The 18,319-nt window shown below is 40.5% G+C and carries 14 protein-coding genes; 7 read left to right on the forward strand and 7 right to left on the reverse strand.

The window, feature by feature from the left end; all coding sequences use genetic code 11:
- Positions 1–24: 24 nt before the first annotated feature.
- The 5 genes from N480_RS11870 to N480_RS11890 all read right to left on the reverse strand — a co-directional run bounded on the left by N480_RS11870 (position 25) and on the right by N480_RS11890 (position 3,532).
- Positions 25–450 carry a hypothetical protein gene (locus tag N480_RS11870; RefSeq protein WP_063372716.1) on the reverse strand — a complete coding sequence of 142 codons (426 nt, stop codon included), beginning with the start codon at positions 448–450 and terminating at the stop codon, positions 25–27.
- Between the two features lie 9 nt (positions 451–459).
- The gene (locus N480_RS11875; protein WP_063372717.1) at positions 460–1,254 is read right to left on the reverse strand and encodes a DNA-binding domain-containing protein; all 795 of its coding nucleotides are present in this window, start codon (positions 1,252–1,254) and stop codon (positions 460–462) included.
- A complete protein-coding gene (locus tag N480_RS11880) occupies positions 1,241–2,086 on the reverse strand; it encodes a DUF692 domain-containing protein (RefSeq protein WP_081231843.1) in 846 nt (281 codons plus the stop codon). The genes N480_RS11875 and N480_RS11880 overlap by 14 nt, the downstream gene beginning before the upstream one ends.
- Before the next feature lie 64 nt (positions 2,087–2,150).
- Positions 2,151–2,615 (reverse strand): hypothetical protein, encoded by a 465-nt coding sequence (locus N480_RS11885; protein WP_063372777.1) that lies wholly within the window; start codon positions 2,613–2,615, stop codon positions 2,151–2,153.
- A gap of 440 nt (positions 2,616–3,055) precedes the next feature.
- Positions 3,056–3,532, reverse strand: coding sequence for a GNAT family N-acetyltransferase (locus N480_RS11890; RefSeq protein ID WP_231102257.1), 477 nt, complete (start codon positions 3,530–3,532; stop codon positions 3,056–3,058).
- 264 nt (positions 3,533–3,796) lie between these two features.
- Between N480_RS11890 and N480_RS11895 the strand changes: the two genes are divergently transcribed.
- From N480_RS11895 to N480_RS11905, 4 genes are all read left to right on the forward strand, one after another.
- Positions 3,797–4,138: a hypothetical protein gene (locus tag N480_RS11895; RefSeq protein WP_063372719.1), complete on the forward strand. Its 342-nt coding sequence runs from the start codon at positions 3,797–3,799 to the stop codon at positions 4,136–4,138.
- A gap of 413 nt (positions 4,139–4,551) precedes the next feature.
- The gene (locus N480_RS11900) at positions 4,552–4,905 is read left to right on the forward strand and encodes a hypothetical protein (RefSeq protein ID WP_063372720.1); all 354 of its coding nucleotides are present in this window, start codon (positions 4,552–4,554) and stop codon (positions 4,903–4,905) included.
- Between the two features lie 124 nt (positions 4,906–5,029).
- A complete protein-coding gene (locus tag N480_RS25345) occupies positions 5,030–5,200 on the forward strand; it encodes a hypothetical protein (protein ID WP_155732829.1) in 171 nt (56 codons plus the stop codon).
- A gap of 499 nt (positions 5,201–5,699) precedes the next feature.
- Positions 5,700–8,510 carry a TonB-dependent receptor plug domain-containing protein gene (locus tag N480_RS11905; protein WP_063372721.1) on the forward strand — a complete coding sequence of 937 codons (2,811 nt, stop codon included), beginning with the start codon at positions 5,700–5,702 and terminating at the stop codon, positions 8,508–8,510.
- Positions 8,511–8,586: 76 nt separating this feature from the next.
- Here the strand turns inward: N480_RS11905 and N480_RS11910 are convergent, their stop codons facing one another.
- Together N480_RS11910 and N480_RS11915 are read right to left on the reverse strand one after the other, a co-directional pair.
- Entirely contained in the window at positions 8,587–9,429 is an 843-nt protein-coding gene (locus N480_RS11910) for a hypothetical protein (protein WP_063372722.1), read from the reverse strand.
- A gap of 154 nt (positions 9,430–9,583) precedes the next feature.
- Positions 9,584–11,347, reverse strand: coding sequence for a hypothetical protein (locus tag N480_RS11915; RefSeq protein WP_063372723.1), 1,764 nt, complete (start codon positions 11,345–11,347; stop codon positions 9,584–9,586).
- Positions 11,348–12,529: 1,182 nt separating this feature from the next.
- On the opposite strand from N480_RS11915, the gene N480_RS11920 reads away from it, so the two are divergent.
- From N480_RS11920 to N480_RS11930, 3 genes are all read left to right on the forward strand, one after another.
- On the forward strand, positions 12,530–14,008 hold the full coding sequence (locus tag N480_RS11920; RefSeq protein WP_063372724.1) for a flavin monoamine oxidase family protein: 1,479 nt from the start codon (positions 12,530–12,532) through the stop codon (positions 14,006–14,008).
- A 482-nt stretch (positions 14,009–14,490) separates the two neighbouring features.
- A complete protein-coding gene (locus N480_RS11925; RefSeq protein ID WP_063372725.1) occupies positions 14,491–16,680 on the forward strand; it encodes an immune inhibitor A domain-containing protein in 2,190 nt (729 codons plus the stop codon).
- Between the two features lie 178 nt (positions 16,681–16,858).
- Positions 16,859–18,304: a M12 family metallo-peptidase gene (locus N480_RS11930; RefSeq protein ID WP_063372726.1), complete on the forward strand. Its 1,446-nt coding sequence runs from the start codon at positions 16,859–16,861 to the stop codon at positions 18,302–18,304.
- Positions 18,305–18,319 lie beyond the last annotated feature (15 nt).

Genomic DNA, 18,319 nt, shown 5'->3' on the forward strand with positions numbered 1-18,319 from the left:
GCAGGTAGGTCGTGTTTGTTTGCATTATTTAAGGGTTATTAACAGCGCTTTGATATTGGTCTTTACATTGTCGATATCACGGACTATGAGCTCTACCGACTGATTGCTTGTTGCTATGCTTTCCCAATTGTTAGACCAAGTAGTGTGCAGGGTGGCCGCCTTGTTTTTAACTTCTTCATTTGTTAAATAGCTAAAGTCTTGAATCAAGCCCACCTTTATCCAGCCTTTTCTGGGGCTTGCCGTCACCATGTCACCGTCATAGTGGGCGATATAAACCAGTTGCTCTAACGCTGCCAGTTCTTTCAGAATCTCAAAACACGCTAACCTAATATTACTGTTGTGCTCAGTGACCTCAAGGCGCCATGTGTTATAGCTGAAACCAATTAAGGCAAAAACCATACTGAATATAACGCTTATTTGATAAAGCTGTAATTTTTGCCTCATTCTCATCGTAAACACCTAAGCTTGCAGTAGGTTAATATCACTTTGGAACCAACCCAATTCAGTTCCTTTTTGGAGGAGTTCCATAACTTGCATCATACCTTGCTCTTCTGATTCTGTATGGTGGGCGGCGGTTTCACAAACAAAGCCAAAAGGAAGTTCAGATTGTATGCTTTTTAGACATTCGTAATGGCACCGTGAAAGTGCGTAAAACCCAGTGCGCTTATCTTGTTCTCGCGCAATAATCCAGTGCCTTTCAGTGGGGATCTCTGGAGAAGGAGGGGGTTGCTCACTTTTAAGTGCTTGCCAGCTTTCAACAGCAGAGTATTGACAAGTAAGTAACTGAACACTTGCATGTAGTTGAAATTGGATATTCGGCCAACTCGCTTGCGGTATATTCTGGAGCTGACTGAATTGTAATATGTCACTATCAGCAGCATCGAACGCACGTAGTAAGAGCCTTTCAAATAGTGCTATTTCTTGGAGTATGCCATGCTCTTTAAACGGGTCGTGTGAAGATAAAAAGTGTGGCAGTCTGTCTCCAAACTCTCTTAACGAAGGTGCGCATGAAGGATATGTTGCTAAGTAACCATTGACCATTTCTTCGAAGAGGTCGTCTCCTAGGTATAGCCCCAGCATCTCATGGTCTTGCTCCAGTACTTTGGTTAACCGGATCCGGTATGCATTTTGATAAATCTCTGCTCGCTGGCTTGGTGCCAGTCCTGATTGCGCAGCGATATGTGTTTCAAACCTTGTTGAGTCTTGGCTGAGCATCTCGACAAAGTCTTTTTGTAGTTGCTCAAGCGAAGTCATGCGTACTCCATGTTGCAGGTGCGATAGCTCTGGCATGATCCAGCTCTGCCATCAACTCTGAAAATGGCGGGAAATTGTCGTCTCGCTCTATCATGGTATTTATTGGGCCGCGAGTTTTGGCAAAGTTTTCAAACAGGCGCCACACATGATCGCAGATCGGTTGATCGTGTGTATCTATGATGTGGCTACCAAAATCGCTATGCCCGGCCAAATGGATTTGTGCAATGGCTTTTTGTGGAATCGCATCAAGAAACGTCTCTGGTTCAAATTCATGATTTCGAGCACTCACATAGATATTGTTAATATCTAATAAGTAACGACAATCTGTTTTACTGTGCAGCTCAGATAGAAATTCCCATTCGCTCATCTGGGATGCTTGGTAGGTTAAATAGCTTGACACATTCTCAAGTATCAATGGCCTTTGTAAATAGTCTTGAACAATGTTCAAACGCTGTGCCAGATGGTTGAGTGCCTCTTCGGTATATGGCATTGGAAGCAGGTCATGACTATTAAAATCACCTAAAGATGAAAAACAGAGATGATCTGAAATCCATAAGGGTTGAACCCTATCTATGGTTTTTTTAAGATTGTCTAAATAGTCAAAATTGATATCAGAGGTACTACCAATTGACATAGAGACACCGTGCATCACTATGGGGTATTGCTCTTTAATTTGATCTAAGAAATGCCAAGGCTTGCCACCGTCAACAAAGTAGTTTTCTGAGATTATTTCGAACCAGTCGACATTGGGTTGTGTTGCTAAAATCTCTTCAAAGTAACAGGTACGTAAACCAAGACCAAATCCAATATATGGGTGGGGTGTATTACTCAATATTTACTCGCTATTATCAGGTTTGGGTGGCACTAACTCTTAGAGTTGAGCCACCCTAGAAATATTAACTGCCTACTTTGCCACCAATATCTTTACAAGCTTTCGCTGGCATATTTACAAACCCAGTACCTTTGCACGATGCTTGTGCTGCACACGCATTGTTTGCTGTTTTACAATCGTTGTGTCCACCACAAATATTGACATCATGACAGTGTACTAAGTCTGCTTTAGCAATACTGCCCACCCAATCATCTTTGCGCTTTCCGCCAACATCTGCGCAAGCCTTTGAAGGCATACCAACAAACCCAGTGCCTTTGCACGAAGCATGTCCTGCACAGGCATTGCTTGCTGTTTTACAGTCATTGTGACCACCACAAACATTCACGTCGTAGCAGTGGACTAAGTCAGTTTTTGCTCCGCCAGCATTTGCTGAGCTCGCATTGCTAGTTGCACCAGAGTCACTTGTTGAATTACAGCCAACAAGTCCCGCAACCATCATTGCCATAGCGGCGCCTGTTAATGCTTTCATTGTATTTTCCTCGTGTTTTTGGTTATGCCAAAGTTGTGAGTCGTGCTGGTGTCTGTGCTTTATCACAGTTGTTAACCAGACTACTCCTTTTTATTGGCTTTTTTTGCAAATGCGCGCGATACAAAAAAAGCAATTTTATTGCGCTCCGGACGACTTGCTGAAAAAGACCTTGTGAGTCGCAGAATAATTTCAGTGTAGACGAAAATTTTATATTTAGGACAACTTGATTGCTTTTGAAATTAGCCTTAACTACTGCTTTTACTTCAATTATTGTTTTGTAATTAACAATTCTAGTAGCCATAGAAAAGTGGGGGGAAAGAGTGTGTAAAAGGATTAAAATAGAGAAAGAGCGCACTCTTTTAGAGATGCTTTGTTTGATTAAAAAGTGTGTATGAACCCTCTATTCTTTTTTGTTCATCTTAAAACAAAGCAATACAGCACTATTTCGCTGTATTGACTTTCATTTCCAATAATGAAGGCTCGAATCCTAGTTTTTGATAGGCATTGATAGCGGCTTGATTGTCGTTGTAAACATCCAAATAAAAATCATAAATGCCTTTTGATTCAGCCCATGCCATCAAGTATTGAATGACTTTTTGGTTTAAGGCTTGCCCGCGAAACTCTGGACTGACATACATAAAGCCTAGGTATCCGTGTTTGCTATGAGTTAGCGATGGTTTTGATTGCCTTATCTGAACATAGCCAGTTGCGATGATTGCGTCTTTATGTTCAGCAACCACAACCTGAGCGTTTTGATTGGTCAACAGGTCGTCCAAATCGTAGTAGTGGGCAGCTGTTTTTATTTGCGCGTTGTATGGCCTCTCCGCTTCGACAACGGCTTGCTCTAAATGTAATAAACTGGCTTTGTCTTTAATCGTTGCAGCTCTAACGTGAATTTCTTTTGTGAGAATGGTCATTATAACTTATTGTCTTGTTTTCATTATAGGGTCTTATTTACGTTCCTTTATCTTAATAGAAACTAGCCTGAAAAATCACCCCCTCATTCGTTACGTTAAAGTGGATTTAGTGTCATCTACTTGAAATGCATTTTGACATTGTCGCGGGTTCTTAGCTTTCAAAACGTCATGTGAACTACATATTTGTGCTGTACATTTATTGTGCATTAAAAGTGCAAAGTCGTACTCACAAATAACGATTATCATAAAAATTAAAGGAATATCATGAAATCTTTGACTAAAAAATTAGCTTTCGCAGCTGTTGCTGTGGCCTCATCATTCGGTGCTTCTGCTGCAACGTCTTGTGTCGCTGAAATTCACAGTGTGACAAACACCTCTCGTGGTGTCGTCGTTAAAGCTTACAATCCGACAACTTGGCGTTCGTATGATACGCTGACAATTTCTTATCAAGATCCAAACTTGGGTTCTATGCTTGATAAGCTTACGACCGCAAACAACTTTCAACTCAAAGTCCGTATCTATATTTTAGAAGAGTTTGATGGCGACGATGCACGTTCATGTACAGATGGGGTTGCAGATTATATTGGTTCTGTTCACTCTGCATAATACAAAATAGTCAGTGTCAGGGCGTATTCAAACTTAGGCTTTGGATACGCTCTATTGTCAAATTGGTCTAAATTCGCAATAAGGCTGAAAGTTTTACCGATTAACTTTTGCTGGAAATAACAAATTAGCCAACCAAGGTGACGTAACTTGTACGCGGACCTTGTCTTGGTGAACCGCTGAGCAATGATTGAATGCGTCAGAGGCTAACCCTAACCCAGATTAGTCCCCAAGGAGTCACATTTATTTGTTGATGAATTAGCTAAAGTGATAAAACCAGAAGACCGTGCAAGTATAGGCAGGCTTCAGTATTACAAACGTAAAAAAGCGTATGCAGAAGCACTTCAGTTGTTGAATAACGCACCAGACATCATTAAAAAGATCCAATTTATATCCTTGAGAAAAGTTTAATTCACTTGGCAGTAGGTGACTACTTAGCTGTATGGCGTGGCATTTATGATTTGTTTTATTTGGGTGGAGAAGACTTTATAAATTACGTCTTTGCTGCACAGCTTGCAATTAACATGAAAGAATTTGAACATGCTGTTGAGATTTTTAGGGTGGCAGAAGAAAAGTATGAAGTAAACTTGCTCACGCAAGGTTTGACTGAATTGGATGATGAGGCTGAGTTTGTTAATTCGGCAGCGTTCAAAAAGTGGCACGGTAACAGCAAATTCCACAGTATCGACTTTAAATCTCACAACGTAAATAGTGTCGAGCTTCACCGCTCGACCTATAAATCTATCTTTTATGCGTACTTTTTCATTTAAGTAGACTATCCTCAATAATGTTCTTACTCTAAATATGAACTCGGTAAATTGTGCTTGGTGATTAAATAGCTGAGGCTTTTTAGTGTTCAAAGAACTATGGTTAATTAATTTAAGGAACGAAGCAATGAAACTAGTGATCAATAAAAAAAAGATGAAAAACCTTTCTCTTGAAAACAAGTCTTTACCAGTAAAAAATACGCCACAGATCGGTGGTGCTACGGGCTATAACTCTTTTGATATTTGCCCAACATACGATGCGAGATGTACCAGTAATTATTTATCAAAAGCTTGTTAAGTGACAGATATAATTGGATTTTAATTACTGTTAACTGGCGCGTTATAGAAATATGATGTGCCAGCAATGGCTTATTTTTTCTAACAGAGGCATGTGGGTGACATCTAGACTTCTTTAAAGCCTCTATCTTTTTATTTTCCTCACTGTATTGAGTAGTTTATTACGCAGCTTTTTTTGTTTGTTTCTTTCTCGCTTAAGTATGAATAAATTCATCATCAGCTGCGTGTAAAATGCATTTTTTCGTTATTACGATTGGTCAAAACAATTATTTTCTAAGTCGCTATTTAACTTGAAAGCGCTATTTACATGGTATATGCATTTAAAATATATATATATACCAAAGGATAATTTTTGGAACGTTCCTATTGGTGCTTAAATAACAATAAGCACTGCTGAATTAGTTATGCTGTGCAGCCGTCAAGTAGTGGGATTCCCAAAAAATAGAATATTAGAAGGGATTTTCATTGCTGATTTGGAACGTTCCGGTGAGAGAAGAAAAATGAAGAAAACATCATTCTTATACAACTTGATATCCTTAGCTATATTTAGTTCATTTGCGCCTTATGAAGCACAGGCAAATGAGAATGCAGAAGACAACGAAGTTGAGAAAATAGTCGTTACAGGGTCACGCATAGCACGAACAAATCTAGTTTCAGCTGGTGCCGTTACTGTAATAGACAAAGAGGCCATTAAAGCGAGCCCTTATAAAAACATTGGTGATATTTTACAAACGATGACGGTATCGCAACCTACTGAAAACTCGCTGAGTGCAAATGGGAGTGGGGCGGTCAGGTTTAACCTGCGGGGGATAGGCACGAACAGAACCCTCGTATTATTGAATAGCAAACGTTTACCATATGGTGGTAAAGGGGCAGACTCTTCTGTGGACCTTGGTGCAATTCCTACCAGCATTGTTGAACGTGTCGAAGTACTGATGGATGGTGCATCTGCGATTTACGGCTCAGATGCGATTGCTGGGGTAGTGAATATTATCACCAAGAAAGACTTTGATGGGTTAGAAGTGAGTGCCAGTTATGGCAATAATACCGACTTTGATGGTGCAAAAAAGCACATTGAGATGGTATCTGGCTTTGCAGCAGATAAAGGCAGTGTCACTTTTTCGGCAAGCTATTCTGAAGATGATGTGATTCACTCTAAAGACATTCCTTTTTCTGAAGCACCAGTTGCATTACAAAATGATGGTTCACTGTTACCTGATGGCAGTTATTGGTTGCCTTGGACAGCGGTGACAGATCCAGAGGGTAGACGACTTACTCAGGGCCCTGATTACGGCGAGTTTCATGAATATACAAGTGCAGATTCGTACAACTATTTTGAGCAGTCTTTTCTTCAGCAGCCTACAGAAGTCTATAGTATGTCGGCTTTTGCTAACTATGATGTCGGCCAAGCGTTTAAATCAGAGAATGTGGTTCTCGACTTTGAAGTCTTATATACACACAGAAATAACGATTCAAACTCAGCTGCGCAGCCTTTGATACCTTGGATAGGGGGTTATGACGACATTCCAATCTCAAAGGATAATTACTACAACCAGAAATTTGGTCCAAAAGATGCCAATGGTCAAAGCTATGACATTTACAAATGGTCCAAGCGAATGAACGAATTTGGCCCTCGTCAAAGTCGGTTCGATGCAAACCAATTCCACATTGCCCTTGGGTTAAGTGGTGACTTTGATGACGTATGGTCTTGGCAGACAGGCTACACTTTTGGCCGTTATGAAAGCCAAGAAACACGAGAAGGTGTATTTAACTGGGCGCGTGTAAGAGAAGCCGTAGGTCCAACACATTTCGACGAAAGCGGAACTCTGAGATGTGGCACAGGTCCTGAGGTGGTTAAATTTATTTCGTCAACGTGTGTTCCGTTAAATATATTTTTGCAGCCTGGACAAACTCAGCCAGAAGGCGCTATGGAATACGTGTCAGGTGATTGGGCAAATGTCAGTTATGGCTACTCATCAATTAAAACGGCAACGTTTGATGTAACAGGCACCGTGATGACGCTACCTGCGGGTGAAGTAGGAATTGCATCGGGTGTTAGCTATATGGAATTGGAAGGATTAAAGCAAACCGACAGTAATGCCGTTCATGCGATGACTACTGATGGTAATGGTAGGCCAACCGGTGGTGGCTACAATGTTTCAGAAGCGTACATTGAGTTAAATATTCCCCTCCTTTCTGATGTCGCTTTTGCAGACTCGCTAGAGTTGAACCTTGCCAGTCGATATTCAAATTACAGTACAGGTGCTGGTAACACAACAAACTCTAAGGCGTCTATTTTCTGGACGGTGAACGAAGACTTTAGCGTGCGTTCAACCATTAGCCAAGCATTTAGGGCTGCCAACATTCAGGAGCTATTTAAAGGGCAATTGCCTTCATTTGAGAATGGTACGGATCCATGTAAAACAGGTGCTGACGGCCCTATTAGGCCATTGACCCAAGAACATGATAGTGGGTGTTTAAAAACAGGTGCTCCAGCTTCTGGCTTTAGAGATGGATTAGACATGATCCGAACGAATACTGGTGGTAACCCAGATCTTGAGCCTGAAACAGCAGTGATCAAGACGCTTGGTCTGGTATTTACTCCGCAGGCTCTTGACGGTTTCTCTCTGACATTCGACTACTACGATATTGAACTTGAAAATACGATCTCGACTTTTAGGGCCCAAAGAAAGATAGAGCTGTGTAATGAAACAGGTGATTTCTGTGATGATATACACCGTTACCAATCAGGGCCATTAAAAGGTGTTTTACTGGGTGTAGATACTTACAATGAAAACTTAAATGCGTCCCACTATCGAGGTGTTGATAGTGAAGCATTCTACAAGTTTAGAACCTCACAATATGGCGACTTTAGAGTTGGCGTGAACTGGCACCGTGCGCTCAAACACGAGATCAGTATCTTTGATGGTGGCGTGACTGATTATGTAGGTACCGATTCTAGTAATGGTGGGTTCCAGCCCAAGAATAAGATGAATTTCAGCGTTAATTGGCAGTATGACAATATCTCTGCGAACTGGTTTACGTATTATTTAGGTGAAGCAGAAACAGACGGTCGCCCTGAGCAAGGTGAGCCAACCAAGCACACTATTGATGGTTGGTCATACTCGAATCTAAATGTGAATTACATCGCTTCAGATCAATGGGAATATGCATTAGGTATTAATAATGTGTTCAACACCGAACCACGGAGAGTAATGCGCAGATCAGCAGGAAACACGAACTCAATCGGTGCATATAGTGCCGCTTTCTTGGGCACGACGTTTTATATTCGTGCTAAGTACACCTTTTAAATTATTTTAAGAGCTCCCTGAATGAAGCGCGCAAGGCAGTTTGCCTAGCGCGCATCATTGTTTTTTACATAGTGGTTTAATATTCAGTGCTTGACTGCTGCTTCTGATGCCGTTTTATAGCTTTTGCGATGCGTTTGGCGGCACGTTGCATCGTTTTTCTATCTGGATGTAAGCCGTCGTCCATCGGTGTAAAGCCTTTCCAAATATTAAGAAACAGCGCCTCTGGCACTTCTTGCTGCAAGCGGCTTAACCTGATATCAGCGAATTGTTCATAGTTATCTTTACTGACAATCCAAGGCCAGTTAAAGCGCTGCCTGAGCGTTTCCCAGTCAATATTTTCGTACTTCGGCGGACTTGAAAATATGGGGGTGACACCTGCTGCGAGTGCGCGTTTTGCAACACTCACGAACGTATCAGTATATTGGTGCATTTGTTCAATACTACACTCTGATGTTTCGGCCATCGGAATACCGAATGCGTCTGGGTGATTACAGTCATTACCTCGAATGATTACGATGTATTTAGCGGTGTAATTTCCCTGTGCTGTTTTTACTCGGCTGAGTGCTTTAGTAAGCTGTTTTTCATAGCCTTCCCAACCAGGCCCCACACATTCAGGTCCTGGAAAACAAGTCAGTCTATCGAAAGTCGTTGCCCCTGCTTGACCTTCGTTAATCAAATGCCCAGACAATCGCCGTTCACGAATGAGTGCGTTACCCAAAGACAAGTAACGGCCCCCATTAATTGCAATGCCACCAAGAGGTGCTTGCAAGTTGTCGAAGTAGGGCATAGTTGCGTTGGCAAATGATGCACCAATTAATAGCAGTGGAGCTTCTTCAGATTTGTCATTCGCGAGCGTGGGTGCGGCTGTGCCCAAAGCGGTCAACATGAAAAGCAGTTTGGCCTTTTTTAAAAAAGTCATAACATTCCTTATTTTGTTTATTTATCGAGCTATATGTTAAGCACAATAATTAAACAATGAAAAATAAAAAGTTTAGAGAGTGTTATGAAAAATTGGGCAGTGCAAGAGTGGAGAGTGAGCATGTTAGTACATGCTCACTATCGATAAAGCATTTTTACTTTTGAAAATCAGCAATGATGTCAGTGATTAGACCTTGATTGGTTGCGTCAAATGTAATGTGCATTTGATACCCTTCGCCAAACAGAGCCTGGAACTCTTCAGGAAGTTCTTCACCAGCAAGTTCAGAACCTTTTTTGATCAAAGGTAATAGCTTTTCGGTATCTAAACCGAATGTAATCATGCCATTTGCTTCCACTGTTTGAGTTGATAAGGCATCAGCATGTTTTCCAGCATCTTCTCCTGTAAATAGCGCGATATGTTGCCCTTTTATCGCCAAATAAACAGGTTTGTCTAATTGGTAATCTACTGGCAAGAAGCTGTTTACCTCTACAGGAGATCCGTCTTCAGGCAGGTTCAGATTAGCAAGCTCGGGTACAAAGCTTTTTGCCATATTGAACAATGCAATCGCGTCATCAGCTGATATAGTTGCGAGCAAATCTAATTTAGAAAACTCAACTTCTTGAGATTGTTCGGCTTTTTCCGCTATGTCTATGTCCAATAAGCTTAAACTAACTCCCTGCAATGTCCCCAGCATGCCAGTGGCCATTGCTAGCATAGCGGGGTTGGTCTCTTTGCTTTTCGCTTGAGCCATAACTAGCGGTTGGCAAGAAAACTCTGCACTAGAGAATGCTGCCCAAATTGTGTTTACTGTGGGGGATAGTTGAGCTGCGTTCAATCCCAAACCGATTGAGAACAGGGCGTCTTCAGCGCCTTGAGTATGAGCAGGTACAAAACCTCGCATATTAGAAATCGCGGTTAAAATCTTTTGATCTGTTGAAGCTATGATGTTTGAAACTTTAAAATTTGCATGGTTTGCGCTGATACTCATACTTTCGGTGCCAGAAATAATAGCTGGCCATTTTTTAGCCATATCTGAAAAGTCGTTTTGGCATGCTTCATTTCTGATCATATCAAGTGCGTTAGTGCTGCCGGACAAAGCCAGTATGTTGTCAAGCATTTTTACACTGGTACTTTGTGGATCTTTAGCCGTTAAAGTGTCAACCAATAGCTTGTTGTCTAGATAGCTAATTGATTGACCATCAAGCTGATACTCTTTTAGATAGTGCTCTATTTTGCCTGTACTATTTAGATTTGTAGCCGGTTTTGCTATTGCTAGCGCGACTTTTAAATCATCGGGGCTGTTAAAAGGGGTGTCAGCTGACAGCGTAACCCATTTTCCGTGTGTGGCTAAAATAAGGTCAAATACTTTTTGGCCCGCGTGTTCGATGGCAAATTTGGTCACAGGCGTGCCATCTATGTCACTGTCAAGGTAACTCACGCCAGCTTTGTCTGCTGCATTTTTAAGAGTGTTATTGAACGCAGCGACATCTCCTAATTCTGCACGAATAACAGGAAGTAAACCGACTGAATAAACGAGCATTTTTAGCTCATTATCAACACCCCAAATATTGGCAAAGCTTTCTGAGGACTCCAGACTTTTGGCATATTGCTCCATCACATTCATGAAAAATATCGCGTTTTGGTCAGGTTCTTGACCCAGCGCTTTCATTTCTAATTCATGCGCCTTCATTTCTTCGACAAAAGTATTGATCTCATAGTTACTTTTGAATGCATTGGGTAACAGGTCTAAATATTTGAGATAAGGGAAGCTTTCAAGTTGCGACGCAAAAAATATGGTATCGGCAGGCACGTAATCTAACTGTGACATAGGTGTGTAGCCGTTGTCTTGTTGCGTGACCACGTATGCACCAGAGGCAATCGCTGCACCGGTAACTGTAGCGAGTAAAAGCTTTTTCATTGTTGACTCCATTTTGTCGTCTTTTGTCCAAATTATAATAATGATACCAATTTATAGGGTAATAAAATACACAAAAGGGATGTTCAGTATGATTTGGATAAGGCTGTGATAACGCGATAATTTCTCTCGCCGTTATAACCGTTTGGGGGGAAGTAAATGTATAGATAACATGTCTAAGTTGGCGAGCACTGTTTCAATGCACCCCAACAAAGTGTAGGTAGTACCTTAACTGTGCAACTTTTCTACATACATTGGCAGTTGAACCCCAAGATGCACACCTATTGGAGTTTGATATTACTACATCTTTGGCTGAAACTTGTGCTGCTAACAACATAGAGCACATTCTATCTCTTCGGCCTGCAGGTACGTCGGCACTTAAGATAAATCCGCTTTTATTTGAGCACAGTTCAACTGGCATACCTTGTTATTGAGCTCAACAAGTATGGCGTCTCTATGTTGATAAAGCATAATATTCTTCACTGTACCAGAAACATCTACCCAACTTGCATATGTACTAGTGAATATAAACAAAAAAGCAAAGGCAAAAAAAGTATCTCAAGACGATTACTCTTCAATTTGAAGTAAAGCAAAGGTTTTAACTGGTTTTATTTCTATAAGTTAAATAATGGATAATTACCATGAATAATGGTGGTTAGCCTTTTAAGCCTAAGGTTAAATAAAAATTGATGGTTTTTATTTTGTGATGTAATAGTTCAGGCTTGACTGCTGCTAATCCGTCAAAGTAAAAAGCTATTAAATATATAGAAACGGTACTTATAACTGTAATTTGCCAAATAGGCGTTATCTAATGTTTGCTTCCTTACGGAGCTCAACTCCTACAGAAGAGGGCCTCTGAGCAGTTATCTTAACCCGCTCTAGACGTTGTAGCAGGTATGAAGCAAATATTTCCTGTCTAATTATCTATCAATTTTATATTGTTTTTTTTAATTGAATTATAAAGTTACTCCCTTGATTTCTCATGTGAATTCGACTTGGATATTTTCATTGTTTTACGAAGTAAATAATGAGTTTTAATTTTTCTATTTTAAAAGGTGATGTTTATATAACTTGCATTTTTTGACCTTGTTAAAGGTTATACATCATGTTAGCTTGCCCACGGTTTTTATAAGCCTTTTATGGCTTTTTTATATTTTGCAATATTTAATTATTAGTGAGGTGTATATGAATGTCTCAAAGAGAAAGGACTCTTTGCGTATTGTTGTAAATTGTGTGGTATTTTCTTCTTTGCTGTCTGCTTGTGGAAGTAACGATACTCAGACTGTTATTGAAGTGCAAGAAAGGGAACAGCCTCAGGCTGTAGAAAATCAAGCCATTGTAGTTGGTGCTGGTTTGTCTGGTTTGACGGCAGCCTATGAACTAGAAAGTGTAGGCTACTCTGTAACCATACTGGAGGCAAAGGATCGCATAGGTGGTCGAATTGGTACGGTACAAATGGGCAATCAGCATGGTGAATTGGGTGGGGAGTTTATTGACGGTCCCACAGTTCATCAAGAAATCCACCGCTATGCGAACTTATTTGATGTAGAGTTGGCTGATACTGGTTATTGGGGAGACATTGAAAGTGGTGCGTACTATATAGAAGGTAAACTAGTCAGTTATACAGATTTCGAGAGTAACTTTGATACTGCGATCGTAAATGATTATAACCGCTTTAATGATGCATTAAGCCTGCTGGTGGATGCAGTACCTGACTCTAGTGATCCTGCTATGTTAGAAATTGCTAAGAAGTACGATCTAACCAATGTACAGGAATGGATTAATGAGATGCAGTTGCATCCTACCGCAAAGTTAGTCGCAGAGCAGTTTGTTCGTGGGGAATTTGACGAACCAAGTGATTTATCATTATTGCACTTAGCCCATTATGCTCGGGTGTATGAAAATGTCTCTGAAGATAATGTCGAAAGCCACCGGTTTCTAAAAGGCGGCAAAGCGATGGCGCAAGCATTCGCAGATAACATTGCAGGTTCTATCCATCTTAACCAAGCTGTAAAACGCATTTCTGAATCGGATAATCGAGTCAATGTTGAAACTCTAGCAGGCGAGAGTTTTCAAGCAGATATTGTCGTTGTGACCGTACCTTTGCCCGTGCTCAATAAAATTGAATTCAATCCTCGTCTTCCGCAAGCGCTATTAGATGCTGCAAGAAACATAAACTATGGCTCGCACTCGAAAGTTTTATTGCAGTACAGCAAACGCTTTTGGCTAGATCAAAACTTGGGTGGGGAAACGATTGTTACCGGATTGCCAACAGGGTGGACGTGGGAAACAACAGAGCGTCAAGACGGGGATGGAGGCATTCTTATTGCGTATACTTCTGGCGACTACAGTTTGATCCAAAAAGATTGGACCGATCAGCAAATTATTGATGCGCGACTGGATGAAATGGAAGTGATGTATCCTAGCTCTAAATCATTTCTGGTCGATGCCAAGGTGCAAAATTGGGTTGCTGAGCCGTGGACTCAAGGCGGGTTTATAGCTTATGGTCCAGGTCAAATAACCAAGTATTGGAAACTATTTCAACAACCCGTAGGTAGAATATATTTCGCAGGTGAACATACAGACACTCTTTACCTAGGTTATATGGAAGGCGCCGTAAGAAGTGGTATTCGTGTTGCTGAGCAAATCGCCCAGCGCAAGTAAGACTCTGGTATATCGAACAATAAATAAGGGCGTGCAATACGCCCTTTTTAGTGTGAAAAGGCTGTGCAGGTTCAGTTTAGCCACAATTTTTCTAGTCATTTCTTCTACTGCATTTAATGGTGTACATGTATCAGATCGAATGGGAATGAGAAAAAATAGCTAGGGTTTCTGTTATAAACGGCGTTTTATTTAGTGAGGCTCCAGTTTTTATTCAAAAATTCAAAATAATAAGCCATTGGAGTAAGCTTTTAGCTAGTAGATGTGTTTAAAACGGTTGGCTTTATAGTTGTGTTAATTCTGCTTTTTACAAATAAATTGTGGGGATTAATCGTTTTTTTTCAAGGGTTTTCCTATTAATTTAATTATTTTTTTGTCTTAAGTTATTTTTATAAATATTTTTCGTTTGTTTTTTTAGGGCGTCAAGGACTAAATCCATGGAGTACCGCCCTTTGGCTGACAATTAAGAAAAATAGGAAATAATAATGAAAATACATATGATGAACTCATTATCCGTGGCTGTTATATGCGCTTTAAGTGGTTATGCAAATGCACATTCTGTCAATATAAAATCAGAAGAAAACACTACAATTGATCCCTCACAAGTAGTAAAAATACAAAATGATGCAAATTTACACCGTAATCTTTCTGCTGACTTCGCTGCGCCACTCGTTCTAAATCAAGAAGCACTTGCATCACAAGAGCGCGAATGGCACGGACCGGTAACAACTCGAAAAGTACTTACTATTCTGATGGAGTTTGCTGATGTTCCACATAATTCATTGAAGCCAGATAATGCGCCAAATAGGCATTATTATGAAGATTATAACCCTGAGCACTATCGTCAGATGAGCTTCTCTAAAAATGGTTATGCAGGTCCAAATGGTGAAAAGTTACCAAGTATGAGAGAGTACTTTTTAGATCAAAGTGGCGGCTCTTTTGATGTGGATGGTGAGGTGTTCGGCTGGTATAAAGCTCAGTTCTCGCACCCTCACTATAAGGCGAATACGCACGATCTGATAAAGGAGGCTGTTTACAACGTCCTTGCAGATGAAAATTTCAACTTGAGTGACTACGATGCTGATAAAGACGGTCAAATTGACCACTTAAGTATCATACATTCAACATTGGGCGAGGAATCTGAACCGAGACACTTAAGAGAAGATCCGAATAGCCCTTATAATAATTACATTTGGTCTCATAGACATGTTGTGAACCAAGATGTAGTCAATGAAACTACTGGTAAAAGCGCGCGAATAGGCAGCTATGTTATTCAGCCAATTGATGCAACTATCGGTCTGCTGTCACATGAGTTGGGCCACGACCTTGGCTTACCAGATGAATACGATACTGCTTATTCAAAAGATAAATTTGGTGGTGCGGGTGAAACTGTTTCTTCATACTCTTCAATGGCCTCAGGCAGTTGGGGCGGTGTTATTGCCGGTACTAAACCGACTGGTTATAGTCCATACGCGAAGCTATTTTTACAGAATAAGTTTGGTGGTAATTGGATTATCTCTGAAGAAGTAAATGCGTCAGATTTGAGTGCACAAGGTATAGAAGTTACCTTTTCACAAGCAGGTATAAAGGGTCAGCATAACGACTTGATCAAAGTTAATCTAGCTGAACAAACGAAAGAGATTTTTGAGCCGCTGAACAATCAAGCATTTGATCTTACGAGCTACGGTAGTGTGTCGTTTACTCAGTCAGTAAAAGATACCAAATCTGCAACGTTAAGTTTTGACTTAAACTCAACATTGTCACTCAATGCCGCTTATGGCTTAAGACTACGTGTTGATGTGCCTAGTGCGGGGATCTCTGGTTCGCTTTCACCTAGTAATACTGCAGATTTGGTGATGGGGTCGGATAACTCTAAAATCCGTTCAACAAATTCACAGTGGACAAAGGTAAACTACGATATCTCGTTCTTGGCGCAGTTTAACGATGTTGTATTTACGTTGGAAAACTATGCAATTGGTGGCGATTCTACATACGTTGCTGTCGATAACATTAAAATTTCAGATGGTGGCATAACGCTCAACGAAATTACGTCGAATACACCTGAAAAAGTAACGTTTGCTCACGCAGCAGGTTTATCTGATGGCACTATTCAATATACACCTTATTACTTACTGGAATGGCGCCAACATGTTGGATTTGACGCGAGCTTGAAAAATGCAGGTATGGAAGAGGGTTTACTTGTATGGTATGTCGACCCGTCATATGTAATTGAATTCTTTGAAGTACCAAGTGCTGATAACCATGTGGGTGCGCACCCTGGTGAAGGTTGGATTGGCATTGTAGATGCGGATCGCAATCCTATTCTTGAATATGAAACAGAATACAGCAGTACTGGCCAATGGGTTGCAGATAGAAGTGTCACGCCACTTAACAGCCGCAGACAAATTAAAGATGCCGCTTTTAACACATTGCCTCAGTTAGGTGACGAGGGCAGGACTGAACGCACCGAGTTGGCTAATGGTGGTTACCTAGAGCGTAAATGGATGGACCCATTCACAAATGCGAATCCAAAGTTTGCTGATTGGGATGATTATACGAATTATATTCGTCCAGCAACTGGTAAAAAACTTCCAAAACTAGGCCTTGTATTTGAAGTTGTCGATCAAGCAGCTGATGGTTCAACTGCAACTGTAAAATTATCAAAAATGTGGTAATTAATATAAAAAATCGACTTAAAAAGCCCGGTTAGTATCGGGCTTTTATATTTTAATAAGAAAATTTAGATTTATTTTTTAATTAAGTGTTATTTTTCTTTAAATATTTTGTCATTTTTATAGGTGGCAATTTTTGGTTTGCCATTTCTATAATCTTTATTAATGAAAGGATATTGATATGAAGAGAAAAGCACTTTCTTTACTAGTTTCTAGTATGTTAATTACAGCTCATGCTCATGCCGATACGTCGGTGCAAAAATTAGTCAGTCTAATTTCTGGCCATAAAAATGTTGATTATATTGTAAGTCCAACTCCAGCTAGTTCATTACATGCACAATCAGTTAGTTATTCAGGTGTTTTACCAAATAATAAAAATTATACACTTGAGTTTAATTTAAGTGATATTGATTCAGTTAACGGAACATTGTATTTGCGAGACACTGAGGGCAATCAGCAAGGTGTGATCAGTATTGCTCGCAATGGTTTTGTACAAGGTGAAGTGAGTGTCGTTACTGGTGATTTTCGTCTTATAAGCAGCGGCACGAAGTTAGTCACAATGGAATCAAAACCGTCAGAAAAGCTAATTGAAGATTTAGAACATCAATTTATGCCAAAAAACAGGGCCGCAGAAGGTTATGCAACACTACCTGTTGAGCTTACTCGTCAGGGAGTAACTAGCCAGTCGGAGCCAAGTGTAGTGCGCGTATCCTTGTATTACACCAATGATGTGGCGAATGTATACCAAGAAGCAGGGATTAACCCAAGACAAGCTTTTGACTTTGCTATCGCTCAAGCGAATCAAGCTTATGCCAACAGTGACATCGACATCAAAATTGAAATAGCTAATATCGAGCATGTCGATTATAACGAGATTGATAGTATTGGTGTGCTAATCGATTTTTGGCTTAAAAAAGGCGAAAACTTAAATACCTTGGATTTTTTATTCGGAGACGAAGATTATATGTGGGAGTTTGATCACTTTGATGAAGAGTTAAAGCAAAGTGAAAAGTATGGCTCTGATATGGATATGCTAATTAGTCATAAACTTGAGTTTTACTGTGGTGTAGCGCGTACGATTGGAGCCAAAGAACGAAAGCATTCAACAGCTATCACAAATATGCAGTGTTTTGAGCAGTATACACTTGCCCATGAAATGGGACATCTATTTGGCGCCGAACACAACTGGGAAAATACTGCGGAGATCCCTTTTATAGCGCAGTATGCGCATGGTTACTATGATGCCGAAGAGTGGTCATTTAGAACTATCATGAGCTATCGTTGTAATAACAATGAGATTAATGGCCCTAAAGATTGCCCTCGGATCAATTACTTCTCTACACCGCGAAAGGAGTTTAACGGCAAATATCTTGGCACGGCAACAGAGCATGACAATGCGCGTCAACACAATGAGTGGGCACCTTTGGTAGCAAGTTTCTCTACAGGGGCTGATTGTGCTCAATTTGAGCCTTGGACGACTGATAAAGCCTATGTAAAAGGTTCTGAAGTAGCATACGAGGGAAATCTATATCAAGCAAACTGGTGGAGCTATAACGACAGGCCCAGTCAAACCAGTAGTAAAAGCAACTGGCAACAGGTTTGGCAATTGCTCACTAATTGCAAATAAGACATGTTTTTAGAG

This window comes from Pseudoalteromonas luteoviolacea S2607 (assembly GCF_001625575.1).
Classification (GTDB): domain Bacteria; phylum Pseudomonadota; class Gammaproteobacteria; order Enterobacterales; family Alteromonadaceae; genus Pseudoalteromonas; species Pseudoalteromonas luteoviolacea_E.

Excerpts from the sequence above, each read along its gene's own strand:
- N480_RS11910 (WP_063372722.1), bottom strand. The coding sequence starts at position 9,429 with ATGACTTTTTTAAAAAAGGCCAAACTGCTTTTCATGTTGACCGCTTTG.
- N480_RS11930 (WP_063372726.1), top strand. The coding sequence starts at position 16,859 with ATGAAGAGAAAAGCACTTTCTTTACTAGTTTCTAGTATGTTAATTACA.
- N480_RS11870 (WP_063372716.1), bottom strand. The coding sequence starts at position 450 with ATGAGAATGAGGCAAAAATTACAGCTTTATCAAATAAGCGTTATATTC.
- N480_RS11875 (WP_063372717.1), bottom strand. The coding sequence starts at position 1,254 with ATGACTTCGCTTGAGCAACTACAAAAAGACTTTGTCGAGATGCTCAGC.
- N480_RS11920 (WP_063372724.1), top strand. The coding sequence starts at position 12,530 with ATGAATGTCTCAAAGAGAAAGGACTCTTTGCGTATTGTTGTAAATTGT.
- N480_RS11905 (WP_063372721.1), top strand. The coding sequence starts at position 5,700 with ATGAAGAAAACATCATTCTTATACAACTTGATATCCTTAGCTATATTT.
- N480_RS11895 (WP_063372719.1), top strand. The coding sequence starts at position 3,797 with ATGAAATCTTTGACTAAAAAATTAGCTTTCGCAGCTGTTGCTGTGGCC.
- N480_RS11915 (WP_063372723.1), bottom strand. The coding sequence starts at position 11,347 with ATGAAAAAGCTTTTACTCGCTACAGTTACCGGTGCAGCGATTGCCTCT.
- N480_RS25345 (WP_155732829.1), top strand. The coding sequence starts at position 5,030 with ATGAAACTAGTGATCAATAAAAAAAAGATGAAAAACCTTTCTCTTGAA.
- N480_RS11890 (WP_231102257.1), bottom strand. The coding sequence starts at position 3,532 with ATGACCATTCTCACAAAAGAAATTCACGTTAGAGCTGCAACGATTAAA.
- N480_RS11885 (WP_063372777.1), bottom strand. The coding sequence starts at position 2,615 with ATGAAAGCATTAACAGGCGCCGCTATGGCAATGATGGTTGCGGGACTT.
- N480_RS11925 (WP_063372725.1), top strand. The coding sequence starts at position 14,491 with ATGAAAATACATATGATGAACTCATTATCCGTGGCTGTTATATGCGCT.